The sequence below is a fragment of the Lysinibacillus sp. NPDC097231 genome (assembly GCF_044761885.1).
Lineage (GTDB): Bacteria > Bacillota > Bacilli > Bacillales_A > Planococcaceae > Lysinibacillus.
Window position 1 is genome coordinate 1 of sequence record NZ_JBIWDH010000021.1, and the last position, 26742, is coordinate 26742.

General features: G+C 34.9%; 33 protein-coding genes. 26 read left to right on the forward strand and 7 right to left on the reverse strand.

What is annotated here, in order from left to right; translation table 11 throughout:
• Positions 1–148: 148 nt before the first annotated feature.
• The 9 genes from ACIQXF_RS13475 to ACIQXF_RS13515 all read left to right on the forward strand — a co-directional run bounded on the left by ACIQXF_RS13475 (position 149) and on the right by ACIQXF_RS13515 (position 6900).
• On the forward strand, positions 149–631 hold the full coding sequence (locus ACIQXF_RS13475; protein ID WP_402783632.1) for a hypothetical protein: 483 nt from the start codon (positions 149–151) through the stop codon (positions 629–631).
• Positions 632–796: 165 nt separating this feature from the next.
• Positions 797–985 carry a hypothetical protein gene (locus tag ACIQXF_RS13480; protein ID WP_402783633.1) on the forward strand — a complete coding sequence of 63 codons (189 nt, stop codon included), beginning with the start codon at positions 797–799 and terminating at the stop codon, positions 983–985.
• A 107-nt stretch (positions 986–1092) separates the two neighbouring features.
• Positions 1093–1581: a hypothetical protein gene (locus ACIQXF_RS13485; protein WP_402783634.1), complete on the forward strand. Its 489-nt coding sequence runs from the start codon at positions 1093–1095 to the stop codon at positions 1579–1581.
• 608 nt (positions 1582–2189) lie between these two features.
• Positions 2190–2768, forward strand: a complete 579-nt coding sequence (locus ACIQXF_RS13490) for a sigma-70 family RNA polymerase sigma factor (protein WP_402783635.1) — start codon at positions 2190–2192, stop codon at positions 2766–2768.
• Positions 2761–3774 carry a hypothetical protein gene (locus ACIQXF_RS13495; RefSeq protein WP_402783636.1) on the forward strand — a complete coding sequence of 338 codons (1014 nt, stop codon included), beginning with the start codon at positions 2761–2763 and terminating at the stop codon, positions 3772–3774. The genes ACIQXF_RS13490 and ACIQXF_RS13495 overlap by 8 nt, the downstream gene beginning before the upstream one ends.
• Before the next feature lie 648 nt (positions 3775–4422).
• Positions 4423–4608 carry a helix-hairpin-helix domain-containing protein gene (locus tag ACIQXF_RS13500; RefSeq protein ID WP_402783637.1) on the forward strand — a complete coding sequence of 62 codons (186 nt, stop codon included), beginning with the start codon at positions 4423–4425 and terminating at the stop codon, positions 4606–4608.
• Between the two features lie 168 nt (positions 4609–4776).
• Complete coding sequence (locus ACIQXF_RS13505; RefSeq protein ID WP_402783638.1) at positions 4777–5400, forward strand: hypothetical protein; 624 nt, start codon at positions 4777–4779, stop codon at positions 5398–5400.
• Between the two features lie 152 nt (positions 5401–5552).
• Positions 5553–6071 (forward strand): RNA polymerase sigma factor, encoded by a 519-nt coding sequence (locus ACIQXF_RS13510; protein ID WP_402783639.1) that lies wholly within the window; start codon positions 5553–5555, stop codon positions 6069–6071.
• The gene (locus tag ACIQXF_RS13515) at positions 6037–6900 is read left to right on the forward strand and encodes a hypothetical protein (RefSeq protein WP_402783640.1); all 864 of its coding nucleotides are present in this window, start codon (positions 6037–6039) and stop codon (positions 6898–6900) included. The genes ACIQXF_RS13510 and ACIQXF_RS13515 overlap by 35 nt, the downstream gene beginning before the upstream one ends.
• A gap of 62 nt (positions 6901–6962) precedes the next feature.
• Here the strand turns inward: ACIQXF_RS13515 and ACIQXF_RS13520 are convergent, their stop codons facing one another.
• Complete coding sequence (locus tag ACIQXF_RS13520; RefSeq protein ID WP_402783641.1) at positions 6963–7460, reverse strand: DUF1648 domain-containing protein; 498 nt, start codon at positions 7458–7460, stop codon at positions 6963–6965.
• A 90-nt stretch (positions 7461–7550) separates the two neighbouring features.
• Between ACIQXF_RS13520 and ACIQXF_RS13525 the strand changes: the two genes are divergently transcribed.
• The 3 genes from ACIQXF_RS13525 (at position 7551) to ACIQXF_RS13535 (ending at position 9708) form a co-directional block, all read left to right on the forward strand.
• Complete coding sequence (locus tag ACIQXF_RS13525; protein WP_402783642.1) at positions 7551–8291, forward strand: sulfite exporter TauE/SafE family protein; 741 nt, start codon at positions 7551–7553, stop codon at positions 8289–8291.
• 12 nt (positions 8292–8303) lie between these two features.
• Positions 8304–9233, forward strand: a complete 930-nt coding sequence (locus ACIQXF_RS13530; RefSeq protein ID WP_402783643.1) for a PD-(D/E)XK nuclease family protein — start codon at positions 8304–8306, stop codon at positions 9231–9233.
• A gap of 247 nt (positions 9234–9480) precedes the next feature.
• Positions 9481–9708 (forward strand): hypothetical protein, encoded by a 228-nt coding sequence (locus tag ACIQXF_RS13535; RefSeq protein ID WP_402783644.1) that lies wholly within the window; start codon positions 9481–9483, stop codon positions 9706–9708.
• A 530-nt stretch (positions 9709–10238) separates the two neighbouring features.
• Here ACIQXF_RS13535 and ACIQXF_RS13540 read toward each other — a convergent pair.
• Positions 10239–11348 carry an outer membrane protein assembly factor BamB family protein gene (locus ACIQXF_RS13540; protein ID WP_402783645.1) on the reverse strand — a complete coding sequence of 370 codons (1110 nt, stop codon included), beginning with the start codon at positions 11346–11348 and terminating at the stop codon, positions 10239–10241.
• A 572-nt stretch (positions 11349–11920) separates the two neighbouring features.
• Between ACIQXF_RS13540 and ACIQXF_RS13545 the strand changes: the two genes are divergently transcribed.
• Positions 11921–12349: a DUF1259 domain-containing protein gene (locus ACIQXF_RS13545; RefSeq protein ID WP_402783646.1), complete on the forward strand. Its 429-nt coding sequence runs from the start codon at positions 11921–11923 to the stop codon at positions 12347–12349.
• A gap of 49 nt (positions 12350–12398) precedes the next feature.
• Here the strand turns inward: ACIQXF_RS13545 and ACIQXF_RS13550 are convergent, their stop codons facing one another.
• Positions 12399–12860 (reverse strand): ferritin-like domain-containing protein, encoded by a 462-nt coding sequence (locus ACIQXF_RS13550; RefSeq protein ID WP_402783647.1) that lies wholly within the window; start codon positions 12858–12860, stop codon positions 12399–12401.
• A gap of 339 nt (positions 12861–13199) precedes the next feature.
• On the opposite strand from ACIQXF_RS13550, the gene ACIQXF_RS13555 reads away from it, so the two are divergent.
• The 5 genes from ACIQXF_RS13555 (at position 13200) to ACIQXF_RS13575 (ending at position 16586) form a co-directional block, all read left to right on the forward strand.
• Positions 13200–13379 carry a hypothetical protein gene (locus tag ACIQXF_RS13555; protein WP_402783648.1) on the forward strand — a complete coding sequence of 60 codons (180 nt, stop codon included), beginning with the start codon at positions 13200–13202 and terminating at the stop codon, positions 13377–13379.
• A gap of 45 nt (positions 13380–13424) precedes the next feature.
• Positions 13425–13913, forward strand: coding sequence for a GNAT family N-acetyltransferase (locus ACIQXF_RS13560; protein ID WP_402783649.1), 489 nt, complete (start codon positions 13425–13427; stop codon positions 13911–13913).
• 340 nt (positions 13914–14253) lie between these two features.
• Complete coding sequence (locus ACIQXF_RS13565; protein WP_402783650.1) at positions 14254–14742, forward strand: hypothetical protein; 489 nt, start codon at positions 14254–14256, stop codon at positions 14740–14742.
• 23 nt (positions 14743–14765) lie between these two features.
• Positions 14766–15443: an HAD family hydrolase gene (locus ACIQXF_RS13570; protein ID WP_402783651.1), complete on the forward strand. Its 678-nt coding sequence runs from the start codon at positions 14766–14768 to the stop codon at positions 15441–15443.
• A gap of 150 nt (positions 15444–15593) precedes the next feature.
• Entirely contained in the window at positions 15594–16586 is a 993-nt protein-coding gene (locus tag ACIQXF_RS13575; RefSeq protein WP_402783652.1) for a hypothetical protein, read from the forward strand.
• A gap of 53 nt (positions 16587–16639) precedes the next feature.
• Here the strand turns inward: ACIQXF_RS13575 and ACIQXF_RS13580 are convergent, their stop codons facing one another.
• Positions 16640–17215: an LOG family protein gene (locus tag ACIQXF_RS13580; RefSeq protein WP_402783653.1), complete on the reverse strand. Its 576-nt coding sequence runs from the start codon at positions 17213–17215 to the stop codon at positions 16640–16642.
• Positions 17216–17533: 318 nt separating this feature from the next.
• Between ACIQXF_RS13580 and ACIQXF_RS13585 the strand changes: the two genes are divergently transcribed.
• The 3 genes from ACIQXF_RS13585 (at position 17534) to ACIQXF_RS13595 (ending at position 18901) form a co-directional block, all read left to right on the forward strand.
• On the forward strand, positions 17534–17851 hold the full coding sequence (locus tag ACIQXF_RS13585) for a MazG nucleotide pyrophosphohydrolase domain-containing protein (protein ID WP_402783654.1): 318 nt from the start codon (positions 17534–17536) through the stop codon (positions 17849–17851).
• 14 nt (positions 17852–17865) lie between these two features.
• A complete protein-coding gene (locus tag ACIQXF_RS13590) occupies positions 17866–18309 on the forward strand; it encodes a GNAT family N-acetyltransferase (RefSeq protein ID WP_402783655.1) in 444 nt (147 codons plus the stop codon).
• Between the two features lie 82 nt (positions 18310–18391).
• Complete coding sequence (locus ACIQXF_RS13595; RefSeq protein WP_402783656.1) at positions 18392–18901, forward strand: hypothetical protein; 510 nt, start codon at positions 18392–18394, stop codon at positions 18899–18901.
• A gap of 77 nt (positions 18902–18978) precedes the next feature.
• Here the strand turns inward: ACIQXF_RS13595 and ACIQXF_RS13600 are convergent, their stop codons facing one another.
• Positions 18979–20151, reverse strand: a complete 1173-nt coding sequence (locus ACIQXF_RS13600) for a multidrug effflux MFS transporter (RefSeq protein WP_402783657.1) — start codon at positions 20149–20151, stop codon at positions 18979–18981.
• Between the two features lie 547 nt (positions 20152–20698).
• Here ACIQXF_RS13600 and ACIQXF_RS13605 point away from each other — a divergent pair.
• The 3 genes from ACIQXF_RS13605 to ACIQXF_RS13615 all read left to right on the forward strand — a co-directional run bounded on the left by ACIQXF_RS13605 (position 20699) and on the right by ACIQXF_RS13615 (position 22727).
• Positions 20699–21244 carry a GNAT family N-acetyltransferase gene (locus ACIQXF_RS13605; protein ID WP_402783658.1) on the forward strand — a complete coding sequence of 182 codons (546 nt, stop codon included), beginning with the start codon at positions 20699–20701 and terminating at the stop codon, positions 21242–21244.
• Between the two features lie 175 nt (positions 21245–21419).
• Positions 21420–21635 (forward strand): hypothetical protein, encoded by a 216-nt coding sequence (locus ACIQXF_RS13610; RefSeq protein ID WP_402783659.1) that lies wholly within the window; start codon positions 21420–21422, stop codon positions 21633–21635.
• A 315-nt stretch (positions 21636–21950) separates the two neighbouring features.
• Positions 21951–22727 (forward strand): methyltransferase domain-containing protein, encoded by a 777-nt coding sequence (locus tag ACIQXF_RS13615; RefSeq protein WP_402783660.1) that lies wholly within the window; start codon positions 21951–21953, stop codon positions 22725–22727.
• Between the two features lie 829 nt (positions 22728–23556).
• On the opposite strand, the gene ACIQXF_RS13620 is transcribed toward ACIQXF_RS13615, so the two are convergent.
• Positions 23557–23955: a glucosamine 6-phosphate synthetase gene (locus ACIQXF_RS13620; RefSeq protein ID WP_402783661.1), complete on the reverse strand. Its 399-nt coding sequence runs from the start codon at positions 23953–23955 to the stop codon at positions 23557–23559.
• Positions 23956–24273: 318 nt separating this feature from the next.
• Between ACIQXF_RS13620 and ACIQXF_RS13625 the strand changes: the two genes are divergently transcribed.
• Positions 24274–24870: an undecaprenyl-diphosphatase gene (locus ACIQXF_RS13625; RefSeq protein ID WP_402783662.1), complete on the forward strand. Its 597-nt coding sequence runs from the start codon at positions 24274–24276 to the stop codon at positions 24868–24870.
• Positions 24871–24992: 122 nt separating this feature from the next.
• Here the strand turns inward: ACIQXF_RS13625 and ACIQXF_RS13630 are convergent, their stop codons facing one another.
• Entirely contained in the window at positions 24993–25604 is a 612-nt protein-coding gene (locus ACIQXF_RS13630; RefSeq protein WP_402783663.1) for a TetR/AcrR family transcriptional regulator, read from the reverse strand.
• Between the two features lie 166 nt (positions 25605–25770).
• On the opposite strand from ACIQXF_RS13630, the gene ACIQXF_RS13635 reads away from it, so the two are divergent.
• Entirely contained in the window at positions 25771–26544 is a 774-nt protein-coding gene (locus ACIQXF_RS13635; RefSeq protein WP_402783664.1) for an SDR family NAD(P)-dependent oxidoreductase, read from the forward strand.
• The last annotated feature ends 198 nt before the right edge of the window (positions 26545–26742 follow it).

Consider the following 26742-nt stretch of genomic DNA (forward strand, 5'->3'; position numbering starts at 1 on the left):
TGGTTTTGGCTACCGAAATGATGCCCATCTTTTCCTCCGTTTACGTTTGGAAACAGGTCATTGATTTTGTCATCCCCAGATTTTGGTGATGAGCCTATTTTTGGTATAATTACCTTATAAATACAAAAATGTTATATAGGAGAGAGTTATGAAGATTTATAAATTAGCACAGATTTGTACTATTTGTCTTGTTTTATCGGGATGTAGTACACATTCATCTCAAACAGAAGAACCATCTCCCGCCGAAGGGCCGAGAGTAATCAACGATGAACCAGTTGAGTTGGATATCACGCAAGAGAAGACAGAGGAGGAGCGAATTCCTATTACTCGTGGTGACATGATAGATGCGCAGATAATATCTCCTATCGGTGAAAGCCACACATATTTTACAACGTATGGAGATTCGAAGGTTAAAGTTTATTTGCTGAATACTGGTACTGAAAGCTTTCTATATAAAATTCGAAATGCGGATGATAAAAAGGTTGCAGCGGGTGTTTTGAAGATGAACGAAAGCTTTGAACAGGTATTTACTGATTTACCAGAAGGAGATTACTTCATTTCTTGTATAGTTCAAGAAGAAGAACCTCCAATCGATATAGCTTTATCAGTGAAAGTTGAGTTCGTTGAATAGTAGACCTTTAGAATTTAAAATGAACAAATAATTTATCTACCATTAAATAGCGGTTTAGTTACGTATTAAGAGCAAAAAGGGTGGTGAAAAATGTTATATGTCATTTTGTTTATAATATCACTTGTTATTGTTTATTTTGCCTTTCACCTAACTGAGGGAAATAAAATGAGTAGAATAACAACTGGGGTTGTTTTAATACTATCTATTTTTACTTATCCGTTAACCCTTACTGTAGTAATGGAAATCAAACCAGAATTGGACACTGTAGTCGTTTTAGTACTATTCCATTTATTTTTATTGTTGAGCGGGATTATTGCGGTGATTATGGGTATTTTTATGAAAAAATCGAAATAAAAACAATGATAAGATATTTATATAATGAAGCTAACGGGGGCGATTGTTCAAAAGAGCAGTCGCTTTTTTACTAAGGGCTCAGGTTAGTTGAAGAATAAATTCTATAATTGGATATCATTAAAAAGCGAGGGGGAACCGTTATTAATAAGTGGTTATTTATATTAGCAGTTCTAGTAAGCGTTTGTTTAATGGGTTGTTCTAATGTCAACCTTCCAGGAGGTAAACCGCCTAAAGTTTTTATTGAGGTTGGAGATGAAACATATCCAACGATACTTGGAACTTATTGTTGGAAAGATACCTGTGTAGATACTGCTGGTCCAATTGAAATGTTAAGTGGCACAGAAACCATCAAGGTAAAACCGGGAGAGACTATTTCATTTGTGCTGGATTATAAACCACAACCAAGTGAAACTCACCTTTCAGAGTTTAGAGAAAATCAGGTATCAGTTGAAATTGAGCTTAAAGATAATCAATTTACCGCACCTACACAAAAAGGAATTTATTATTATTCTTATGGCGTTTGGTGGATGGATGAAAAGAGAGAACACGTTTCTAATGGAGATGCTTTTTATGCCTTTGCTTTAGAAGTAAATTAACTTTGCTACATCAAGAAAGAGCAAGTTCTCAAAACATGCTCTTTAGATTTGTTCTCATATCAAGGCAAATATCGTTAATTTAAATTTCTTTATTTCTTCCCGAAGAAAGGTAGATCTGATAATGCTTAACCGGGTGATAAAGCTGAGGGGAACAATACATTTTATAAAAATTTATTCTGATGGATCTTTAAAATAGAAAAAATAAAGCGACAACAGCTAATTACAATAAAAGTAATAATAAGTTTAAAGAACTTTTTTCTTCTATCAGTCCTATTTAATCTTCTTAAATTTAGTATAGATAAGGTTATAAAATAAATGAATAAAAAAGAAAAAGAAATAACCAAATACAAATTTTCATGCAAATGTTGTTTTAGTAAAAAGCCATTATGGAATAATCCTTGATGGCTTTTTTATATGGTTTTGACTGGAAATTCAATAATAAGGTACTACAAAGTTATTTCTTCATGGTCATTTAAAATAAAGTGAGTATTGTATTATCTCTTCTTATTTTCATTGTTTTTAATCAAATTTCATTTCAAACTTACCAAATTAATGGAAAACTATATCCCGATTATACTCGTCTAATTTATTAAGGGAGGAGGCTAAATATGAATAATAAATATAATGAGTTACCTTACACAGAGAAATTAAATTCAAAAGAAGAACAAAAAGAAACCTTCATTACTCAATTAATGAATGACTATGCTCAGGATATTATTTGGCTTATTTATAGTTATGTTAAAGATAAAAATATAGCTGAGGATTTAACCCAAGAAGTATTTATTAAAGCTTTTAAAAAGTTAGATGGATTTCAAGGGAATTCATCTATAAAAACATGGCTATATAAAATTGCCATAAATTGCAGTAAGGATTATTTAAAAAGTGCATACATTAGACGGGTATTGCCAATAAATATTTTTTGTAAATTTAATAATCATACAACACCTTCAACGGAATCAATATATATGAAGCATAACGAATCGGCTATTATAACAAAAAATGTTTTAAAATTACCTTTAAAGTATCGGGAAGTAATAATGCTGTTCTATTTTGAGGAATTATCCATAAATGAGATAGAAAAAATTATTCATGTAAATTCTAATACTATTAAGACACGCTTAAGAAAAGCGAAGCAATTGTTAAAAGGCGCTCTTGAAAATGAAGAAGGAGGTAAAAAAAATGGATGAAAAATTAAAAAAACTACGAGATCATATGACTACAACGGATTTTAAAAATATTAGATTTGATGATGAAAAAAAACAGTTGGTAATGAAACGTATTATAAATCAAAAAGAAACAACCAAAAGTTGGATTCCGAAAGCGGTAAGTACAATCTTTAGCTTAGCTATAGTTTTTATAGTATTTTTTTCTGGGAGACACCTTTTATTTGATTCAAGTAATTTAGTTCAAGGAAGCAAAGAAAGTTCCGGAAAAATAGTTAATCAAGAAGGAATAACTCTATCAGATAATACCAATGAAGTTATTGATTCCAATCATGAAAACTCCCCCGATTTGAGTAAAAAGGAAATTCTATATCGTATGCTAAACACTAATGACTATTTTAAAACTGCTCAAGGTTCATATGTATATCGAAATCCTTATATAAAACAAAAAGTATTTTATAAATTAAACATGGAAAAAGGAGATATAGGTGGTTATGAACAAGCAGTTAATGAACAATCGAATAGTTCGGTAACTACAATAGTAAAAAGTGATAAAATATTAACTTTACATGAAGAACAAAAAGAGTATTTGCTGACTAAAGCATTTTCTCTTAATGGGGATTCAATCTCCTTGGATGAGGTTTATGGGAAGGATGAGTACGGTTCATCAGTTATTACTTATAGAGAGCGACCTCCTATAGGCAGGGATTCATTATTTCCTTTTGAAATAGTAGCGAATTATCTAGAGGATGAAAAACAATGGGAGATTGAACAAGAAGAGAACTATCTTGGAGAAAAAGTGATTGTTATTAGAGGGGACCTAAGTGCATTTAATCGTGAAACACATCAATCAGTATCATTTAAATTTTGGGTGCATAAAGCCACAGGAATTTTAATGAAGATGGAGACTTATAGTGCAGAAGGAAATGTAGTTAATTCATTAAAAACGCAGAAGCTTATACTAGATAAACCAATACCATCAAGTGAATTTCAATTAAATATTCCAAAAGATTTTAAAAAAATGATGTAACTTTGCTGAAGACTATAAATTTAAATGATAAATGTACATTCAGCGGACAATTTTAAAAATTTTGTCCGTTGAATATAGTTGTGTAATTACAACATGTTTATTGCATTAATATATTACTTGGTGGTATAAAAGTATTAATTTTACATACATGGGTGATTGTAAATGTTTAATTATGAAATATTTGATTGAATTGTAATTAGTGGTAATTTGGGAGACTTCTGCAACTACCGTTTCGCTTATGTTACATAAAATATTTGTACCTGTCACTACGTTTTCGCCCAAAACACTTGCTGAAAGAAGAAGTTAAACTATGGTGATTCAATTACCAATTATTCACTTTGCTAACTAGGGATTTATGGATTCGGAATATAAGAGATTACGCCTAGCTAATTTGCATTTCATCGTATTCGATTGCATAATAGCTTAGAGGTGTTAGGGATGAAATTTATCGAACAGGTAGTAAAGGCATGCTTGGTTATCGGTTTAATCTTACTGGGAGGACGTATTCTTACCGTAATATGCCATTATTATAATATAGCATTTACGTCTTTTTTTGTTGATTATCATGCTGCATCTCTAGCTATACTATTGATAGGGGTTATAGGTACAGAGATATTTAATAGTCGAAAAAGGAAGGGACGAGCATAAATGACTGAATGGCCAAAGGGCGTAGCGAAGCCTGCTATACGTGCATTAAATGCAGCAGGGTATACACAATTAGAGCAATTACAAAAGGTCGATTTATCAACGTTGAAACATCTACATGGAATGGGACCGAAAGCGTTGGAGGCTATTGAAGCGGCACTGAAAGAAAGTAGGGTGCAGAGTGAATAAGCTGACTTTATTTTTGCTGGCGATGGTCGTTTATTATATTTTTGTGGTTTTCGTGATTAGTAAGTTATTTATCATTCCTATTATGAAGTTTATGGCGCTTGTATTCTTCATTGGAGCTGGCTATATCTTTTCTCGAAAAATGCGGAAGAAGCTACAGTAGGAGGAAATATGAAACTTGTAAAACTTACCTTATTTTATTTAGCCATTATTATGCTAGCAATGGTGCTATCACTGGCAGGTGTTCGTCTGTCGATCTCACTGGGTATCTTTGCGCTAATAGTACTAGCCATGATTTATAGGCATATACATATTGTATTTCGCACAAATAATATGCAGTTGGTGGATAAGCTCGTGAAAGACCGCAAAAAGGAGCCATTTTATGCGTATCTTCATGAGATTGCTTATGGAACAAAGGAAGATCAGCTACGTTCATTAGATGTAGTCATAATGAAATATAAGCAGCCGGCAGTGAAGTATAATTATAAATTTGTGAAGGCGATCATGGAAGAGAATTTAGAGGATGCTAAGGATGCAGCTGATAACATCAACAAAGAGCCATTAGCAAGCTATGCAAAATGTTATATCGCCGCACTTGAAGGCCGAACAGCAGATATGCGAAGCGATCAGCTTACACAGCCATGGATGCAACCAGCGATTGAAGCGATTTATGCCTATACTACGAAGAATGCAGCAGCGTTTCAGCAGTATCAGAAAGAAAGCATTGAGCTGGCGCGTGGTGTACAAAAATTTGGGTTAATACATACTTTTGAAGAGATGAAAATGAATATGTAAACATTTTAGGCTACTTGATGCTATTTGGTGTCAGGTAGCTATTTTTTACTAAAATAATTTTTAAAAATATACAAATTATGCTGACTGATTCGTCTAATATAATGAGACTTTCATTCAGAGTGGGTTTTCACTGTAGTAAGAGAGGTGAGAAAATGGAATTTGATGAACTATATGAACAATATTTTCAACGCATTTATCAATTTATTTACTATATGGTTTCAGATCCTGGTTTAGCGGAGGACTTAACGCAGGAAACATTTCTTCGGGTTTATAAAGGACAGTTTAGAAACGAAGCGTCTATGGCTACATATATAAGGAAAATTGCACGGAATCTTGTCTATGATACTTATCGAAAAAAAGCGTTAATTAAATGGTTGCCATTTCAAAAGAGACATGAAGAACGGGAGACACATTACGTGCCACATGAATGGATTATGCAATCTGAAGAACGAAGGCTATTATATGAAGCCATCCAATTGTTAAAGCCTGAATATCGTGAGGTCGTCATCTACAGAAAAATTGAAGAGCTGACATTGGCTGAAACATGTGAAATTTTAGGTTGGTCTACAGTAAAAGTGGCGAATACACAGCGCAATGCACTGAAAGCATTAGAGAAAGTACTGGGAGGTGATGAATTTGGATTTACACAATCGACTGAAGAAACTCAATAATTTACCAGAGGATCAGGCTGTAAAGTCACGGATTTATGAACACATTCAGCACAAAAAGAAAAAGGGGTTTTCGACCTGGAAGGAAGGCATTTTATTACTCACGATTGCTGTGATTGCTCTATTTTTAATCCTATTACCACAAAATTCTTCACTACCACAGACTGCAAACCACTCAATTCAAGCCATTTATAAGTATTTTGGAGGACAAGAGGGGAAATTCTTTGCACGAAGCTCCGGTTTGTATATATCTGTTGAGAAAGTTGACGATACAACCGTATATAGCTTTTTTCAAGATTTGACACAGTATGTTGAAGAGGCAAATGGCAAGTTAGGCAAATATATAGTAGATGTAGTCGTTGTTAGAAATCAGCAAGAGGAGCACTATCAGGTTTCAGATACGGGCATGCTAAACGTTGATTCTGGACAGTTTTTTGTAGGGAAATCGGCTATCTATGATGAAATATTTTTTTCATTATATGATGTAAAAGCAAGATCGTGGCTATTTTTCCTTCCAGTTATCATAATCACGGTGGTCAATTTAATTTCAATATACTATTATAGCGGACGTAAATTAGAAGAAAAAAAGCCATCTAAGCGAAGCTGGCAGATACTATTACTTGCAATTACAGTACTTGTTGGTATTATTGTATGGGCAACTTGGGTAGGTCCTTTATATAGGCCATTGATGGTTGTGATAGCACTTTTATATCATGTCATCGTTTGGCACTACCTCAAACGAGATATACAGAAATATTCCGACTATAAAGTAGAGATGATAAAAATAAGTATTTTTTGTCTAGCGGTTGTTTTTATGATTATTATGTTTTAAAAACAAAACACCTTTTTTGCAAGTTATAGAAAAGCTGCAGAAAAAGTGTTTTTTTTAAAATGCTATGCTTTTTTTCCTAATAAAACGCCACGTACGATGCCCATAGTGAATATCACACTTAATAAAAATAGAAAAAGATAAGCATGCCACTGCTGTAAAATACGATTGTGACCTAAAGCAGCTATTAAATCATTAAAAAGTGAATAGGTAAAGTACAACAGAATACTATTTTTGATGAGACAAAAGGTAATAATACCATTTTGTCGCTGTACATGTGAGAGGGTTGGCTTATTTTTTCGCAGGATAGGATAAGCAGCTTTGATCTCTAAATAATGTAAAAGTAAAAATAGCATGAGCGCAATAAAGGGTAAATAAAAAATCGCGATTTTTGGACCAAATTGCGCATGGTCACTCGTAAAGCTTTGTAAAACTGGTATAGAGGTCGGAAGCTTATGATATTGGATAAGCGTTGCCGTAATGCCAGCTAAAAAAATGGTGGCGACAATCAACGTTAGCTGCTTACAAAAACGCGGTGTAGGTGTTTTGTGTTGTTCAAGCATAAATTCACCTCATTTTTCGTCTTAAAAAATAGCATTCTGTTATACTGTATCATAGAATAACAGAATGTGTGGCGCAGAAAGAAGGTTTAGATGGAATACTTATTGATTTTAGTTATTGGCATCGTTGGTAACGTCATCGGAACATTAGTCGGTGGTGGGGGATTAATTACTTTACCGACCATGATGTTGATGGGAGTACCAGTTCACTCAGCAATCGGCGCGAATAAGGTTTCTAATATGGTAAGTGCCTTTTCAAGCTTTTACACGATTTTTAGAAGAAAAGAATTATTATGGTCGGAAATGCGCGCTGTATTAGTTGTTTCTCTAGTAGGTGGAACGCTTGGCGGTCTGTTTGCATCGTTCATGAGTAGTCAAACGTTGACGCTTATTGCCATTGTTTTATTAGGATTTGCTCTCATTATGTCCTTTATCGGTGGGGCTGAATTTGGCGATAAGGAAAGATTTACTATGAATCGCAAAAACGGTTCAATCCTTCTTGGTGTAGGGTTTTATGACGGAATGTTCGGTCCTGGTAGTAGTACGCTGGCACTTTATACTTATGCACATGAGAAAATCTCCTATATCAAAGCTGTTGGCCTGTCTCGTGTAGGCGTTTTTGCCATGTGCTTAGGAGCAGCTATTACATATATAGCAACGGGTAAAATTGAATGGTCGCTAACGCTCGTATTAATGATAGGATCTATTATTGGGGCTCAAATTGGAATTATCCTTGCAAGGAAGGTCAAGGCAAATCAAGTAAAGCTATTACTACGAATTATCACAATTGTACTGATCGTACAGCTTGTTTATGATTTTATCCAAACGCTATAGGAGGCAATATTCATGTTCGAAATTACACCTTATCCAACTTTTTCGTGGTCACTGTCACGCCATAAAACGTTAACAAGCTGCGCCCGAAAATACAGTTATGAATACTATTTTTCTCATAACGGCTGGTTAAGTTACAATGTAGAGCCCTATCATCAACATGTTTATCGCTTAAAAAAGCTTCAATCCATGCCGATTTTATTTGGGCAAATTGTCCATCATTTAATTGAGCAATCGATCAATGATTATTTGCAAACAGGTATGGTGCCGACTGTTGCTGAATTAGTAAATCGTGCTCGTGGACAACTCAATGCAGCCTTTATTGATTCAACACGCCATGCCGAGTTATGGAGACAAAAGCCTAATAAATTTTATATGATGCAGGAAGTTTATTATGAGGGGAAGTTAAATCCTGAATTAGTACAAAGCTATAAGGAGCGGTTACAGGCTGTATTTGAAAGCTTTCTAAACAGTGAGACATTCCAGCAAATTACTGCTCGCAAAGGTTCATTACGAATCGGGGAGCCTGAACAATTTCGTTCCATGAAAATTGAGGGGATACAGGTATTCGTCGTAATGGACTTTCATTATTATGATGAAATGGCAGACAAGTGGATCATCATTGACTGGAAGACAGGCAGGGAGTCTGACGATGATCGCCAACAATTAGCGCTCTATGCACACTATATCCAGCAGAAATACCGTGTAACGCTCGATCAAATTGATGTCTACAATGAATATCTATTGACAGGCAAACGAAAAAAATATTCTTTTACAACCATTGATATGGATAACATTTTGCATACATTTCAGCGCAGTGTGCTGGAAATGAAAAAGTACCAGGCAGATATTTTCTCCAATGAACCAGTGGATTTAGAGGAGTTTGTGGAAACCGATGATAAATGGCACTGTAGAGGCTGTAATTTTAAAGAATTGTGTATGTAGAAATAAGTTAGAAGATGGAGCAGGAGACCAAAAAGAGGCAATTAGATAGAATGTCATACCAAACTAGGTGTGGCTTTTTATTCTCATTCAGTAGAAGACTCTCTCCTCTATAGGTGGTGAGATGCAAACATCCGCTGAGTGACCAAATCAAAGCCTCCAAACGCAATTACGCCATGGCAAAATTGAATATGCTTCATAGTTTTTGTAATTACAACCCATTATATATGTAGATGGGAGGTGTTTACTTATGGACTATGAATATAAAGTGAAATATTACTTTAACGAAGGTGGTGAAGAAGAATATAAAATCAAGAACAATATTGAACTAGAAACATTTACAGAAGAAATTTCTACTGGGTTCAATGAGAAGGCTTGGTATTCGTTTACTGAAACAGAACATTATAAAACGATTTTAATTAGTACTCAAGATGTTTACAAGGTAGTCGTAGAAAAAAATATTTTAGAATTTGATTAAACAAAGGTAGTAAGTCACATCTTCTAACAAGGTGTGGCTTTTTGTTATTGATGCAAAACAGCAATTAGTGATGCGATATTGTGTTTTTCTCGATAAATCATATAAAATTCTCGATAAATTATAAAAAACTCTCGATAAAATCACAAAATTTGTCGATAAATTAATGGTTCTTATCGATAAAATGAACAAAGGGCAATCTATCAGTGTGTTTGTTCAGAATGATGTAATACTCTATTAATGTCAAGGTTTTTAAAAGAACACGCATAGACAAAAAGAGACCGGTAAAAAATGGCAAGTACCTGGTCTTTTTGCGTTTATCCATCATACCGTCTATTTATGTAGGGGCAGTTATTTTCCAGAGTCAATCAAAAAGGAATACACGGTATCTTATAAAGAAGAATTTATAAAATTAGTTCAAACTGAAATATTAACGCCTTTGGACGAAGTAAAAAATTTACACAAACATTAAATTCCCTTATAAAGCGTGGAAGTTCTAATAAAGGGATTAAGTCGAAAATAAAGAGTCTTTATTAATCAATTTTAATAGCAAATAGAAGCCCATTCGTACTGGATGCGTATAATACGCTGTCTTTTATAACAACAGGCTCAGCAAAGTTGATATACCTCTCATCTGCATTATCTTCTATAGAAAACTCCCAAATGGTTTTGCCAGTCCCTTTATCTAATACTGTTAATCCCCCATGTCTACTTATAAACATTTTATCTTGTAAGAACGTAGCAGGGAAAGTACTGTTTATATTTTGCGATTCTACAAAATCATAAGAACTAACAACTAAATCTTTTCTTTCCCATTCTCTTTGTCCAGAGAATAAATTTATTGCTGTTAGCGTTCCATATTTGTCTACAATATATAAAAACCCATCATATACTTGCTTACTACTAATCGTTTCCCTATAAGGATAGGACCATAGCATTTTTCCTGTGTTTTTATCTATTAAAATAATATTGAATCCTATTCTAAATAGTAAATGATTCTCTAAGTTCCATACATTATCAATATCTATAAAGCTATTATTTTCATCCTTATATTCTAATATTTTTTCTCCACTTTCGATATCAAAGGAGTATAAGTAATTGACGGTATTGTACAACTTATCATATACCCGATAGGAATCGTGTGTCGTAACAAATAGAATATTTTGTGTTGCAATATAATCAACTTGGGAAAGATCGAGATTGAATTGCCATAATACTTCATTTTGAGTCTTATTAATAACTTTAAGCGAATTTGAATCTTCTTCAATTTTAATATTAGGGTTTGCAATCGGATCTTTTAAGTAATGTGCAACATTATTATCTTGTTCTATATCTAATGAATTTCTTTTAAAATTGAACGAAGGCTTACCTGTTTTAAGATTTATTTCATAAAGGACATCATCTGATTTTATGTAAGATTTTCCATTTAGATTAATTGGTGGAGTTATCTCAAATTCTTTTTTGCTTTCAGTTACCCATAATATTTCTGCACCTGCATATTGATTATGATTGGGATCTAAAAAATTCATGTCATATTTTTCGTGTAGTTCATCTAAGTCAACCTCTGTAAGCCTATTAATATTAAAAAAATAGATAGGTATTAATATAATAATAATAAATAGGATTAAAGAACCTTTATTCATATATGCCTCCTAGCTCTATTATCTTGCCCTGGATGATTATAACATAAAGGTTAGAGCAGAAAACCCTATTTTATTAAAAAAAGAGGTCATAAAAAGACCAATCAAAACTGCATATCAGGCAGATGGACGTAAAGGTTTACAAGAAGCAACTTCGTGTAAATCTTATTCAGAAGCGTTAAAACTAGCTGTTGTAAAAATCTATCTTCGAGGGAATCATTACCGATTGAGTTGCTGGTACTTTGAGAGCTGAATTTGTTAGGGCATCAGTAAGATTGCAAAGTATTTGAGTATCTAGTCGACCAACAAAAACAAAGCACACAAAAGAGCGCCCTGTGCCTTTCAATAATTGGTTAAACGAAGGTGAAGTCTATTACAATGAATAGATAATAGTCCTGGTAATTTAGATAATTGACTTGAATAGTAGAGAGGTATGGATAGAAAAAGTTCTTGAATAAAAGGCACTTGTCCTTATAGTTCCCAGTCATGTTGATCACTTGAGAATATAGTATTACTAGGAAATCAAAAAGAGGTGAATAGATCTGGAACATGAAAATAATTCTCATGATCAGCAAATGCCAGAAAAATTTTGTGGTTGTGTAGATCCAAATAAATGTCAAGAACTCGCTAATATTATTGGTGGGTTAGTTATTACTACAACACCAGTTTGTGTTGTACAACGTCTGCGTGATATTAAGGCAACTATTCTTGGACGAACTACTCGATCACCTCTTGCACTTCCATTTGCACTTTCTTTTGAAGGCATCGGAGCTAATACACTAAACCTCGGCGAAACTGTAGTACTTCAGGAAGAAATTAATCCATTTATAACAGAACTTCGCAAGAGAGGACTTATTGTAACAGCAGTGCATAACCATTGGCTTTTCGATAATCCTAGATTAATGTACATGCACTGGGAGAATATCGGGAATCCAACCCGATTTGCAAAAAATAGTTTCAATGCTGCAGTTGCAGCAGGCCTGTTCCAAAATGGCAAACAGTGATAATAAATGACAAAAGACCACTCGTATGGGTGGTCTTACATAGAAGTCATTAGGATTTTTTGATAAAAAACAAAAACCATACAGCATGATTTTGTTCATCTGCTGCAGCCCGTCGAAATCGTTCCTTAATAATTGAATCATTTGCTTTATCTCCTATATTTAAATAAGAATCAACGGCTTCTTGTTCATCTTTAAAGGCAAATTCAATTCCTTTACTATAATTATCTGGGCATTCCTCAGTGATTTGATAAGAGGGTTTTCTACCTGTTAAATTTGTATAAATTTTGCTGAATTCTTCGAGATGGCGTTTCTCATCACTTTGTATTTCAAGTATTTTATTTTTTTCATCCTCTGTAGGTGCCAGTTTGGATAATTTCTCATAACAAGCAACAGCACTGTATTCCGCGTTAATAGCTTTCTGAATATCGTTTACAAGCTGAGAATCATTTCGCATATGATAATAATCATTATACTGTGGAACATAAGGATAAAAGTATTGATGTGGATACATGATTGTCCTCCTTTTATTTAACCATCGCCTTATCATATGCTTTGCGTATAGGTAGTTGTGCAAGTTCAAAATCTGCATCATACGTCTTTATACCAATTTATCCATTGTTACTTTTTAGTAAGAAGACCTCTCTATAAAAGACCTGGTAATAGTGATCGAAAGCCCATGCCCACAATTGTTTTTGAGCATGGGCATTTAAAAGACTCCTCCGTTGGGCTTTAATTATATTTCACATAATATGGACCATTTGCTTCGCCTGCAATATATTAAATGGAAATAGCTTCCTAAATGAAACTGAAGTAAAGGAAAAAACAGTTTTTATTTAAAGGAAGCGTTTTGATGAGTAAAAGAGATCAAATATTACTTGGTATCGTAATTATATTGATGATAGTAGGTTTTATCTTGCATTTGGTGTTTGGTTTCAAGATAATAGAACTTAAACTATTGGATTTATTGGTTCTCGCTATTTGGGGTATTATTCTTTTCGGAATATATAAAAGAAATGGTGGTGTATCCTAACGAGTTAGGACAAACTATGAATAATAGATTGGAGAATACATAAAAGTGCAAAACATAATTCGTACATTAACACCTAAAGATTTAGAGCAAGCATCAAAGGTTTTTACTAATGTTTTTAGTGCAGCTCCTTGGAATGAACCATGGAGTTTGCAAACGTCTTCTAAACGATTGTTAGACATAAGTAGTACTCCAGGATACATAGGAATCGGTTATTTTCATTCAGACGATCAAATGATAGGATTTTTAGTTGGAAATGAAGAACAATGGGCAGATAGCAAGAGCTTTTACATAAATGAAATCTGCGTATTAAATAATATTCAACAAAACGGGATTGGCTCAAGTTTACTAAAATATTTAGAGGATATCCTTATAAAGAGGGAAGTTGAGACAGTGTATTTATCAACCGAGAGGGGTAAAGGCAAACCAGAATCATTTTTCAAAAAGAATGATTTTAAGACAAACGAATCGCGAATATTGATGACAATGAATCTAAAAACAAAAAAGAACAGCACTGTGAGTAAAGAAAATGTATAAGAATCTTTAAACTTCTTACATGTAAAGACTAGCAATTGTGAGTTTCTCCATAAATTATATAAAATTCTCGATAAATTATAAAAAACTTTCGATAAATTCACAATATTAGTTGATAAATTAATGGTTCTTATCGATAAAATGAACAAAGGGCAATCTAACAATGTGTTTGTTCAGAAATTGTTCAGAATGATGTGATACTCTATTCATGTCAAGGTTTTAAAAGAACACGCATAGACAAAAAGGGACCAGCAAAGCTAATTTAGCAGAGCTGGTCTTTTTTTGTAGAAAATCAAAAGGAACAATCATCTGACGAAACCGTCTTTCAGGATGAGGTGATTTTGTGAAAAAATGGTTAATAGTGATCTTGGTGTTCATGATGATTTATTTCATCTTTATAAAGGTGATGGAGACTAGTCCTCAAGATACGATAGATTTTTATGAAGAAAAATGGGGCATCAAGCTTCCATTGCCTGATGAAATCAATGATGTACATAGTTCCGAGCTGAGTTTTAATGGGGATGGTGAGTGGTTTACGATTTTTACCTATACAAAAGATAACGGAGAGATCGAGAAAAGCGGCATGGTTCCTATAGCTGCAGCTAATATAGGAAATGCGAATTACAAAATAGAAAAATTTATTGCTACTACGCTTGAGATATACATGGATGAAGAGTCAACCGAATTAAAGAAAAAATTTGATCAATATCCGGTTAAAGCGGAACTAGGTGATTACTATTTTTATAAAGCTAAGAATGGAGGAAATGACTATTTTATAGCAGTTTATAAACAGCATGAACAAAAATTATATATATTTGAATGGCATCAGTGAAAATAAAAAGGGGGAAAATCGTATTGATAAAAGCAGTGATTTTTGATTTAGATGGCACATTATTAGATCGTGATCGTTCTGTTAATTTATTCATTGAACAGCAATACGAGCGGTTACAGCAAAAGCTATCGCATATTCCAAAAGAAAGCTATGTTCATCGCTTTCTTGAGCTAGATAATAGGGGTTATGTTTGGAAGGATAAAGTTTACCAGCAAATGGTCGAAGAGTTTTCTATTGAATTATCCCCAGAAGCATTGTTGAAGGATTACCTACAATATTTTCAGCATCATTGTGTTCCGTTCGAAAACTTGCAAAGTCTGTTACACAATTTGAAAAGCCAAGGCTTAAAACTTGGTATCATCACAAATGGTTATGGGCAATTTCAATTAGAAAATATACGTGCGTTAGGCATTGAAGACGAGTTTGACATAATCCTTATCTCTGAATGGGAAGGCATCAGAAAGCCGAACCCTGAGATATTCAACCGTGCTTTATCAAAGCTAGGCGTGTCAGCCAATGAAAGCATCTTTATAGGAGACCATCCTATCAATGATGTGGAGGCCGCTAAAAATGTAGGGATGAAGGCGATTTGGAAAAGAAATGATGCATGGCAAAGTGTTGAAGCGGATGATATCGTCGATCATTTAATAGAAATTCTAGATTTGCTAATGGTGTGGCAAAAGGAAACCGAAACAAAGTAAAGTTAACATAAAAATTAACATTTATTCTTATAATAGTTAACATTCGTCAATGTTTAGTGTGTACTGAGTCGTGCTAGGATAGACATATCTCGAGGATAATTATTGGCTATAGCAGAATGATTCATACACATTGGAGGTTAGTAAACTATTATGCATACTACAATCGATATTGATCTTAAATTAAAACAGGGGTTTCGTACTTTATTTCCTGATTATGCAACAAAATTAGAAAAGGCAACTTCACAGGATGAAATAAATCTACTCCAGGCTGCTTTTATTGAGGAAAGAAAGCAAGCCTTAGCTGATGCTTTAGGTAAGGATATCACAGAGCTAAAAGCAAGTGATCAAACAGCGGCAATTCCTTTAAAAAAGGAGACGTATGATATTCTCATCAATGCGACTGGAGACGATATTAAAAGACAGCTTCATGTACTAATTGATGGACTTGAAAGATTAAAAGGCATGGAACAGGATGATGCGGGTCTTGTAACGGCACAAATCCTTTTATCGGGTGCTTTGGGAGTCGGTTTATTATCCACTTCGGCAGTTGTGGCTAAGCTAGCGGTTGGAGCGGCTGAGGCTGTTGCTGCATTCGCTGGCGTTTCAGTGGCGACAGTGGGAGCTGTTGTTGCAATTGCTGCCTTAGTGATTGTAGCTGTTCTGATTCCAATCATTTATTTTATGCATAAACCAGCTAATGCCATTGTGCTGTTAATTAATGAATTGGACAAGCCTTTAGTTTTTGAGCATGATCATAATGTTCATGGCAAACCAATGCTTATGACAACGCCTATTCCTGAAGGCATTGAGGTTCCAGGGAAAGCTAAATATCCTGTTGCAGGATTTATCGCAACTCAAAAACGTGATAGTGCCTTAGTAGGGACACAATATGGCTTTACAATGGGCTACGGAAATACGGGGACTAAATTTTCCTTTGGTGTAGAATGTCCATTAACATCAATTTATACAGATAATAATTGTTATTGTGCTATAGACGAAAGTGCTGAAAAGGTTGCAGAATTGACGACCAAGAAAAATAAACAATTCTGGGAAGCTGAAAAAGACGGGTTCAAGCTAAGCATTCGCTGTAATTCAGGAAGCGGCTCCATTGCCTATTATGTAGCGCGAGCATATAAAGGATAGAAGAAGAGTATCCCTAACTAAATTGGTTAGGGATACTTCTTTGTGTATTCGATTTATTTGCTTAACTGATATGTTTTAATTGCTGGCGGAACAAAAGCAGCACATTTATCTAAGAGTGCTACAATATTATCGTCGACTAGCAATGCTTCACGGTTTTGTGGTTGTAAAAACTGTTCGTTTTGCATATGGTCAAATAACCCAATTAGTAAATCGTAATAATGGTTAATATTTAAAATACCACAAGGTTTTTGAAGGAGGCCAATTTGATTCCATGTGAATACTTCAAAAAGTTCCTCTAATGTACCAGGTCCACCCGGTAATGCGATAAATCCATCAGCTAGCTCCATCATTTTGCTTTTGCGTTCGTGCATGGAATTCACTACAATCAGCTCTGTTAGATGTTTATGGGAAATTTCTCGTTCCTCTAGCAAGGTAGGAATAACCCCAATCACTTTGCCACCTTCACGAAGAACCGTGTCTGCAACTGTCCCCATGACACCGACACTAGCTCCACCATAAATTAACGTAATATTACGTTTTGCCAATTCTTTTCCTAGAAGAATAGCTCCTTCTCTATACGCCTCAGAAGCACCGATGCTTGATCCGCAAAATACTGCAATACTATCCATCAACTTTCCTCCATATCTGAAATTTTTCTTTTATCCCGCATTAACGGGCTGTATAACTCCCACCGTAAAATTCAGCGAAAGTAAAGAAATTAAGTGGGAGTCTTACAGCCCATAATAGCCCGATTGGTGAGGGGCAACAAATGTTTTCTGCGCGAAAGCAAAGCGGCAGGATGTTGGTCACACAAGCGTTTTCACAGGATGTGAAGTTTTTAGCTTTTGTTCCTCTATAATCCGTGGGGATGAAGAAAATCCCCACGGATTAAGTTTCACTTTATAGTATAATTTATTTTTAATAGGAAAGAAATGGAGGATCTTAAAATGGAATTAAATGAATTTCAAAAATGGGTAAAGGATTACTACGATACACGAGGTTGGTCGGAGTTAAGTATATTTACGCGCATAGGCTTTCTTGCTGAAGAAACTGGGGAAGTAGCAAGGGCCATACGAGCACTGGAAATTGGTCGGGATAGACCAGATGAAAAGATCCAATCGTATGAAGAAAATAAGCAAGAATTAGTAGAGGAGCTAGGAGATGTGCTAGGGAATATTATTGTGATCGCCAATAAATATGATATTTCACTTGAAGAAATTTTTACAGCTCATCAGGAAAAGCTAATGAAGCGTTATCAAGATTGAAGGGAGAAGCACATATGGATTACCAAATAGAGGTTTTACTAGAAAAACACGATGACTTCACTAGTTTTTTAAATACAAAGTTAAGAGTGTATAATGATGAACATTCACCTTATCATAAAGCCAGTAGAGAAAAAGGCTACATACGCCCGTTAAACCTTATCGTCACAGATACTCAACAACAATGGATTGGAGGCATCACGGCCGAGGTTTATTGGGGATGGGTGGAAATCAACAAGTTTTGGTTTAGTCAAGAATACCGAGGAAAAGGTATCGGTGGACAACTACTAGCGAAGGCTGAAGACACTGCCAAGCAAATGGGAGCAACCAAGGCACTGTTAACTACATATGACTTTCAAGCACGTACGTTTTATGAAGCTAGAGGCTATCAAGTTGTTGGTGAAATAAAAGATTATCCTCCTGGCAGTAGCTATTACACGATGGTGAAATCACTAGTTTAGATCACGGTCATGAAAAAATATAGCTGAAAAATGACTAAAAAAACTCCCTGGTGTCAAACTTATAAAAAAGGGGAGATTTAGTGTGTATTCGTTATCAAATTTTAAAATACTTGTTGAAAAGCAGAAGGAAATTGATAATATTCATCAAAATTGTGATCATTTAATGCAGACAACTGTAACGCCTAAAATGAATGCCGAAGTCAATAATTTGTTAGATGCCATTAATAAAAAACTAACAGAACAAGGTTTTTCGATTACAGAGACGTCTACTGGACTAATCGCCAAATATGGTGAATCTGCTGTTATTAATGTTGACAAGCATTCGAAAAATTTGGAGGAGTGTTTTTTTATTAATTTAAATAATTATGCGGAAGATCAAGTTGCCATTGTTTTAGATATCACGGATTCAATGATGTCGAAAATCTCCAATAATCTAGATGGCTATTCTGATATAATCGATCAAATGACCGATACGCTGAAGCAAGCAAAAAGCCTCGAAAAAGCCTGCACTTCGCCCAAGTTTATTTACAAAACGCAAAACAATATTATCTTTCAATCAGCAGATGAAGTAGTCGATTACTATTTTCAGTAAAATGGAAGCCCCCTTACTATTTTTAGAAGGGGGCTTAAAAAGAAGCTCTATTGATTAAATATTCCCGCTACGATCATTTAAGCAATAAACTTTCTTCCAAAAATGAACATGATCACCGTGATGATAAAGAAATACATTGGCATCATCATCAAGGAACCATTGTGCAGGAAACTCATACCCGACGTTATTAGACTAACGAGTAAGTAATAGCCTAAGCTGAAAATTGCACCTGCTGTTCCAATCACGTCTTGAAAACTGACAAGCGCTAGACTTAAGCAGTTAGGTAGAGTAATCCCTGCTCCTACTAACATTACAAAAATAGTACCTAAAATACCTATCAATATCACAATATTAGGTAATGGCAAAGTGCAAACGATTAGTAGTAATAAAGCGCCTACCACCATCACAAAGCAACCAAGGTGAATAACTTTTTCTGGTAGATAATTATTGACGAGTCTTTTTGAAATCATTGCTCCGATAATAGAGGCGAGAGCCACAATTATACCAAGAAATCCATATAGTCCAGGCGATAAATTGAAATGCTCAATAAAGATAAAGGGTGCCTCAGCATAGTAACTAAATAACACCCCATTTATTCCACCGATAAGCAACCCAAAAGCAAGAACTCGTGGAGATAAAATAATACGTTTTACGACTGGGAAAATGGTTATTCTTTTTCTCGTTGAAAGATCTGTTGTTTCAGGGAGCCTGAAATAAGCATAGATCAACAACAAAATACTCATTGCAACAAGCACAAAGAAAACAGCTCTAAAACCAAGTGCTTGATCGACCCAGCCACCAACAAGCGGTCCCACTGCAGGGGTAAAGGCGATCACGGCTGAAATTTGCGCAAACATCGCATGTCTTTTACTGCCAGACACACTTTCCCGCAAAATCGTTTGCGTGATAATAGAGCCAGTAGCCGCTCCAAAGGCTTGTATAAGCCTACTAACCAATAGAAAAGTTATTGTTTCCGCGTAAAAACACATGAAACTTCCAATACCATAAAAAATTAAACCGCCCAACATTGCCGGTCTTCGTCCAATAAAATCAGATATCCATCCCCAACAAAAGACACCAATTGCAAAACCTATAAAATAAATACTTAAGGTTAGCTGCACAGAGCTATTAGAAGCATTCAGTGCGTCTGAAACATCTGGGAGAGATGGAGAATAGATTGTCTCGCTAATCTGTGGAAAAGCTACAAGAACAATCATTAACAGTAAAGATGGTGTTGTATGTTTTTTCAACTTATTGCCCTCCTACAAGCAAAATCTACTTTTTTAAAAAAAAGTAGACTTAGCTAGGGAAACGGCGGGACCATTATTAGTATTCGTTCATAGGATGTCATTTTCAATCACCTAAATATGCTTAAAGTAGGAGTGCATAGTCTAGCTATAATTATAAGTCTTTCTAGTATTTTTAAAAGGATAATATAGAAATAATTTCTATTTATTAAATCTCGAAATTTTTCGATAATTTATCTTATAAATAATGATATATACAGGAATGGCAACGAATGTTCTTTTTAAGGAAAAAATGCATGACTAAACCATGATGGGAAGTTAAGAATTGAAGTACCATCTGGAAATAATGATTGGAGCAAAGTGGCTTTACAGAGGGGAATACTCCTCCAGTTATGATTCTTCATGCTAAAAAAATGCCGTCAAGAAGTCATGCGCTACTCAAATTTTTGGAGAGGGTACATTGTTTTAGATGTGATCTTTTTTGTATTAAAGGATTTTATTAGCAGTGTGGAGAAAAAGTAATGATAGAAATCAAAGGAGGATAATTAACATGTTTCCTAATTTAGAGACAGAAAGACTTGTTTTAAGAGAACTAACACAGGCTGACGCAGAAAGAATTTTTGCCTGTTTTTCTAATGAGGATGTGACGCGCTATTATGGCCTAGAACCTTTTGTAGAGCTAAAACAAGCAGAAAATTTAGTGAACCTATTTTCAAAAAGCTTTGCTGATAAAAGGGGGATAAGATGGGGAATTGAACGAAAAGGAACAAAGGAGATAATTGGAACTATTGGTTTTAACGTCTGGTCGCCTGCACATAAAAGGGCAGAAATTGGTTATGAAATTCATCCTGATTATTGGAGAAAAGGGTATACTTTAGAAGCACTTACCAAAGTGATGTCGTATGGCTTTGAATCTATGGGGCTGACTCGTATTGGGGCCGTTGTATTTTTAGAAAATGAAGCCTCCAATAATCTACTAAACAAAATAGGTTTTCAAAAGGAAGGAATTCTTAGGGATTATATGTATCAAAATGGCAAGGCGCACGATGCATTTATGTATTCAATTTTAAAGAAAGATTTAAATGTTCTTCTGTAAAAACAAAACCTATTAACCTGTGAAAATATATTTTTGTATTGATAAAATCCTTAAAATGGAAAATAAATGATAATTTAGCTGTAGTTTCATGGTTACTTTATGCGGTTATAGTGTTAGTAGGAACCTCTTTTTTTAGTAAATGAGAAAAAAGTAACAGGTAAGGGGCATTGTAAGAATGGAAATACAGTATAGTACAGCTTATTTTCAAAAACTAGATTTACTAGAAAGTTTATACGCAGGTCAAGCAGCATTAAAAGAGAGAATGCCATCGCATAATGTCAGCCAAAGCCATTTGGAGCGCTATGAACAAATGGAAACGGCAATCGCTAAGTTGAATATGGAAATTCGCATACTTGAGCGAAACATTATTCAATCAATAGATTCTGACTGATATGATGGAAGAAAAAAATGAATACGATCAGCTCATTATAAAACCAGCCAGCGTTGGTTAACTACTAACTCAAAATATAAACCTAAGACATATAACATCCATACAATTCGCCCAACTCTACATGTTTAAGAAAATGAGCTGTATAAGAGCCTTACACCTATCACGGTGAAGGCTCTTTTTTTTGCTTATGCTTAAGGTATATCTCTATAAGAAAAAGTTATTGAAATTAATAATTTACATTGATTTTACTTATGGTTGAAATGGATATAAACTAAGGTTAAAAATATCCATTAAAAACAGAAAAGAGTGATGAAGATGGGCATTGATTTTCATAATAAGAACAATCAAACTACTTATACAACTCGACATGCTGACCATTCATGGGTGGAAGCCATAAAAAAATTGATACCTGCAAAAAATATTGCTAAGGCTGCAGATGTTGGCTGTGGTGGAGGAATTTACACAAAAGTATTAGCAGATATGGGCGTACCTTCTGTGATTGGCGTAGACTTTTCACAGGCCATGCTTGTTGGGGCAAAAGAAAATTGTAAAGAATATTCTAATATAACTTTTAAACAAGGGGATGCATCAGATACTGGCTTAAACAATAACAGCTATCAATTAGTACTTGAACGAGCGTTAATTCATCATATCCAAGATCTAAAAACTTGTTTTCAAGAGGCATATAGAATTTTAGAAAACAAAGGTGTCTACATTATACAAGACCGTACAACTGAAGACTGTCTTTTAAAAGGTGATGATTACCATATAAGAGGATATTTCTTTGAACGTTTTCCAAGATTAATAAAACAAGAAATTAATCGTAGACATAGTAGTGAACTAGTAGTTGAAACGCTTAAGGAAAGTGGATTTAGTGACATTCAAGAAGTAAAGTTATGGGAAACTAGAAATGTTTATGACCAGAAAGAGCAATTACTAAAAGATTTACAGGAAAGAACAGGAAGAAGCATCCTACACGAGTTAGACGATAATGAAATACATGAATTAGTAGACTATATCGATAAATCAATTTCAACTGACAGTTCTATAGTTGAAAAAGACAGATGGACGATTTGGAAAGCTGTGAAATAATCCTCCTTTACACAGTTTGATGGATGAATTCTTCATTTTGGCCGTTCTATCCGTCAGTTCGGTTGATCAATCCGTCACATTCGTAATTCAATCCGTCAAATCAGCTTGTCTATCCAATTTCGATGGATCAATCCATCACATTGACAGTTCTATCCGTCAGTTCGGTTGATCAATCCGTCACATTCGTAATTCAATCCGTCAAATCAGCTTGTCTATCCAATTTCGATGGATCAATCCGTCACATTGGCCGTTCTATCCGTCAGTTCGGTTGATCAATCCGTCACATTCGTAATTCAATCCGTCAAATCAGCATTTCTATCCAATGCGATGGATCAATCCATCGCATTGACAGCTCTATCCGTCAGTTTGATGAATCTATCCATCGCATTCGTAGTTCAATCCGTCAAATCAGCTTGTCTATCCAATTTCGATGGATCAATCCGTCACATTGACAGTTCTATCCGTCAGTTCGGTTGATCAATCCGTCACATTCGTAGTTCAATCCGTCAAATCAGCTTGATCCAATTCGATGGATCAATCCATCACATTGACAGTTCTATCCGTCAGTTCGATGAATCAATCCGTCAAATCAGCTTGTCTATCCAATTCGATGGATCAATCCATCACATTGACAGCTCTATCCGTCAGTTTGATGAATCTATCCATCGCATTCGTAGTTCAATCCGTCACATTGAATGCTCTATCCATCAGTTCGATAGTTCAATCCGTCGCATTGACAGCCCTATCCACCATTTTTTCTACCAACTCAAACGCCATCTTAAATAGAACTAAAAAAGCTCTCGTTTATTTCAAACGGGAGCCTTATCTTTTATTTACTTACTAATGCGAGAAGGTATTTGTCACGCTCTGCTTCCTCTAGCATTTTATTATCGATGAGTACAGCACCGTAACGCACATTTGTCATATCACGATCCACTAAAAATTGAGCATTCACTTTTGCGACTTTATTATTTACGGGACACTCACCTTTAAACTCTACAACGTCCTGTCCTTTTTGTGTTTCAAAATATACCCAATTTGAATTTTCGCAAGCCTTTGTAAAGCTAGATTCTAGAGTCTTGCTACTATTTTCAAATGAATAATTTTTAACATATGTTATATATTCATTATCTGTGATTTCCTTTTGCGGACCGTAAAAATACCAAAATGTCGCTAAAATACCAATTGGCACAATCCACAGTATATTTCTTTTACTTAACTTCCCCATATTTGCATCCCCCTTTATTAGAATATTTTATCATCTTTGTACTGATTTTTGCTAGCTTACTATAATATTTTCTAGTTTAGGGTCTAATTTCGTAAATAGAGGGGGCTTGAAGGTTACCTAGTTCGTCTGATGTTTAATGATGAACTTATGGTAATGCCTAAAATTAAAGAAACTATGAGGCTTGTGATGACGTCCTTTATGAAAGCAGGCGGGTATTTCAACAGACGCTCAAGGTTATTTTCTTGCTACATTCAAAAATGAATTGGGAGCACTCTTTTAACCTGAGAAACGAAAATTAAAAGCAAGGAGATTTACAAAATGAATTATGAAATTTTTCAATGGATTAATGATATAGCTGGTCGCTATTCATTTCTCGATAAAGGGATGATTTTCATCACTGATAGCGTTCCTTATATCGTAATCGTATTCATGTTATTTTTATGGTTTACAGCAAACAAAGAAAAAAGGGCAGAAAAACAATATACCGCTATTTATATTGTCTTTACATGTTTACTTGGATTGGGTCTAAACGCACTCATACACTTTGTCTACGATCATCCACGCCCATTCATAACATATGATGTTCATCAGTTAGTACCACATGCTAATGATTCTTCATTTGTAAGTGATCATTCAGTATTAGCCTTCGCTGTAGCTTGTACGTTGTTATTACGAAAAGACTCGTGGAAGTATCCTGTATTAGTATGGGCCATCCTGGTAGGTATTTCACGTATCTACGTCGGGGTCCATTATCCAGCGGACGTGATTGGCGGGGCTCTATTATCGTTTGGGTCAAGTCTAGCGGTCATTAAGTTGGCTAAAAAATTGGAGCCTGTTGTACAAATCCTATTCAACATCTATAATAGACTAACGAAGCATATCCCTTTCTTAGCCAAATACGCAATAAAGAACTGAATAAAAATTAAGGATTGAGAGTCGCATTTTCATGCGGCTCTTTTTACATTTCCATAATTAATATGAGTTGAGAGTATGAATTACAGCACCATTCCATATCCTGTGGAAAGTGCTGTTTTGATTCATGAATTGTGTTCGTGCCTGGCACCAAATTTAACTCTAAACACATCAGTAGATACTAGCATGAGCTCGATTATTTGTTGAGCCATTTCTTCTTGTGGTGTTTGGAAGTCTTCTTCGATCCACCGAATAACCATCCCGGCAATACCATGTGAACGGTAAATATATAACCATTTTATATCGAGTGTGGGTGGGACATTTTCGTATTCGTATTCCTCAATAAATAAACGCTCAATAGCTAAAGCAATTCGATGGCGAAAGTCGACTTGAATATGGTCGCTCAATAGCAGTTTATATAGTGAAACCTGATCGATAAAATATTGAAAAAGTGTGATGTCTTTACTGTTAAGTCTAGCTAAATTTACAGTTGCCAAGTTTTTATATGGTACACGTATTTGCTCAATCATTTCCTTTAAAGTGTCATCAATAATTGATTGGAGGAGCTGTTCCTTCGATTCAAAATGAGCGTAAAAAGTGCCACGGTTGTAGTTTGCTTCTCGGATAATATCAGAAATTGTAATATGTTGAAAAGGTTTTTGAACTAATAACTTTAAAAACGCAGACTTTATAGCACTAGTAGATCTTTGTATGCGTTTATCAACGTAAGTTTCCAAGATAATCACCTCTTATTTATTGTTCACCAATTATAAAAATAAAGCAATTTTAATGTACAAAAAATGCAGTTTTGTCTAATACTATACATTTGGGGTTATTCTAATGATTGTTTAAAAAAGAAGATTTCATTATATTGAGAGTGACAATTTGGAGGAGGTAATACGTATGGAAACATTTCCAGTTTTAGAAGGTAAAGTAGCAATTATTACAGGAGCAGCAATGGGCATGGGGGAGGCAACAGCTAAGCTTTTTGCACAAGCAAAAGCAAAAGTTGTCATCGCTGACTTTAATGAAGAAAAGGGACGTCAAGTTACAGAAGAAATTATCGCAGCAGGTGGGGAAGCAGCATTTATAAAAGTAGATGTTTCACAGGGTGATGGAGTGAAAGCAATGGTACAATTCACTGTTGATACATTTGGTAAATTAGATGTAGCAGTAAACAACGCGGCATTAACACCTGATGACCAACCAGCCGATTCATTTGATGAAGATTATTGGGATCGATTAATGTCGGTTGATTTAAAAGGAGTAGCATTATGCCAAAAATATGAATTACAGCAAATGAAAAAACAAGGTAATGGTGGTTCAATCATTAATATTTCATCTGTAAGTGGTTACCGCCCACAGCCTAATAACATTGCATATGTAGCAGCAAAACATGGTGTTGTAGGTCTTACAAAAGTGGCAGCACTTGAAAATGGTCAATATAATATACGTGTAAACTCAGTAGCACCTGGAGCCATTGATACACCAATGTTACGTGGTGCACTAGAGCAATTCGGGTTAAATGAAGCAGAATATGCACCACAATTAAGCCTATTAAATCGCTTTGGTCAAGCTAGTGAAATTGCGCAAGCAAGCCTATGGTTAGCATCAGACCAGTCTTCTTATATTACAGGTACTACGATACATGCAGATGCAGGTTATACATCAAGATAATCATGAATCGAAACCGGTTTCTACAATTTGTAGGAATCGGTTTTTTATATGTTTTTATCTTCATCCAGCAGTGTTTGCTGTGCGAAAGCGAAGCACAGCAACATGTTTTTATCTGTGCGAAAGCGAAGCGACAGCAAACGACTGAGTGACCAACATCTTACAGCTGCCGCTATACGATTAGAAACGTCCTAAAGTGTT

What these genes read in the sequence shown, in the direction of transcription:
- ACIQXF_RS13625 (WP_402783662.1), top strand. Translation starts at nt 24,274, where the DNA reads ATGAATTATGAAATTTTTCAATGGATTAATGATATAGCTGGTCGCTAT.
- ACIQXF_RS13510 (WP_402783639.1), top strand. Translation starts at nt 5,553, where the DNA reads ATGGAATTTGATGAACTATATGAACAATATTTTCAACGCATTTATCAA.
- ACIQXF_RS13590 (WP_402783655.1), top strand. Translation starts at nt 17,866, where the DNA reads ATGGATTACCAAATAGAGGTTTTACTAGAAAAACACGATGACTTCACT.
- ACIQXF_RS13505 (WP_402783638.1), top strand. Translation starts at nt 4,777, where the DNA reads ATGAAACTTGTAAAACTTACCTTATTTTATTTAGCCATTATTATGCTA.
- ACIQXF_RS13480 (WP_402783633.1), top strand. Translation starts at nt 797, where the DNA reads ATGAGTAGAATAACAACTGGGGTTGTTTTAATACTATCTATTTTTACT.
- ACIQXF_RS13615 (WP_402783660.1), top strand. Translation starts at nt 21,951, where the DNA reads ATGGGCATTGATTTTCATAATAAGAACAATCAAACTACTTATACAACT.
- ACIQXF_RS13545 (WP_402783646.1), top strand. Translation starts at nt 11,921, where the DNA reads ATGCCAGAAAAATTTTGTGGTTGTGTAGATCCAAATAAATGTCAAGAA.
- ACIQXF_RS13620 (WP_402783661.1), bottom strand. Translation starts at nt 23,955, where the DNA reads ATGGGGAAGTTAAGTAAAAGAAATATACTGTGGATTGTGCCAATTGGT.
- ACIQXF_RS13530 (WP_402783643.1), top strand. Translation starts at nt 8,304, where the DNA reads ATGTTCGAAATTACACCTTATCCAACTTTTTCGTGGTCACTGTCACGC.
- ACIQXF_RS13495 (WP_402783636.1), top strand. Translation starts at nt 2,761, where the DNA reads ATGGATGAAAAATTAAAAAAACTACGAGATCATATGACTACAACGGAT.
- ACIQXF_RS13490 (WP_402783635.1), top strand. Translation starts at nt 2,190, where the DNA reads ATGAATAATAAATATAATGAGTTACCTTACACAGAGAAATTAAATTCA.
- ACIQXF_RS13520 (WP_402783641.1), bottom strand. Translation starts at nt 7,460, where the DNA reads ATGCTTGAACAACACAAAACACCTACACCGCGTTTTTGTAAGCAGCTA.
- ACIQXF_RS13475 (WP_402783632.1), top strand. Translation starts at nt 149, where the DNA reads ATGAAGATTTATAAATTAGCACAGATTTGTACTATTTGTCTTGTTTTA.
- ACIQXF_RS13555 (WP_402783648.1), top strand. Translation starts at nt 13,200, where the DNA reads ATGAGTAAAAGAGATCAAATATTACTTGGTATCGTAATTATATTGATG.
- ACIQXF_RS13585 (WP_402783654.1), top strand. Translation starts at nt 17,534, where the DNA reads ATGGAATTAAATGAATTTCAAAAATGGGTAAAGGATTACTACGATACA.
- ACIQXF_RS13610 (WP_402783659.1), top strand. Translation starts at nt 21,420, where the DNA reads ATGGAAATACAGTATAGTACAGCTTATTTTCAAAAACTAGATTTACTA.
- ACIQXF_RS13535 (WP_402783644.1), top strand. Translation starts at nt 9,481, where the DNA reads ATGGACTATGAATATAAAGTGAAATATTACTTTAACGAAGGTGGTGAA.
- ACIQXF_RS13525 (WP_402783642.1), top strand. Translation starts at nt 7,551, where the DNA reads ATGGAATACTTATTGATTTTAGTTATTGGCATCGTTGGTAACGTCATC.
- ACIQXF_RS13580 (WP_402783653.1), bottom strand. Translation starts at nt 17,215, where the DNA reads ATGGATAGTATTGCAGTATTTTGCGGATCAAGCATCGGTGCTTCTGAG.
- ACIQXF_RS13635 (WP_402783664.1), top strand. Translation starts at nt 25,771, where the DNA reads ATGGAAACATTTCCAGTTTTAGAAGGTAAAGTAGCAATTATTACAGGA.
- ACIQXF_RS13550 (WP_402783647.1), bottom strand. Translation starts at nt 12,860, where the DNA reads ATGTATCCACATCAATACTTTTATCCTTATGTTCCACAGTATAATGAT.
- ACIQXF_RS13500 (WP_402783637.1), top strand. Translation starts at nt 4,423, where the DNA reads ATGACTGAATGGCCAAAGGGCGTAGCGAAGCCTGCTATACGTGCATTA.
- ACIQXF_RS13540 (WP_402783645.1), bottom strand. Translation starts at nt 11,348, where the DNA reads ATGAATAAAGGTTCTTTAATCCTATTTATTATTATTATATTAATACCT.
- ACIQXF_RS13575 (WP_402783652.1), top strand. Translation starts at nt 15,594, where the DNA reads ATGCATACTACAATCGATATTGATCTTAAATTAAAACAGGGGTTTCGT.
- ACIQXF_RS13605 (WP_402783658.1), top strand. Translation starts at nt 20,699, where the DNA reads ATGTTTCCTAATTTAGAGACAGAAAGACTTGTTTTAAGAGAACTAACA.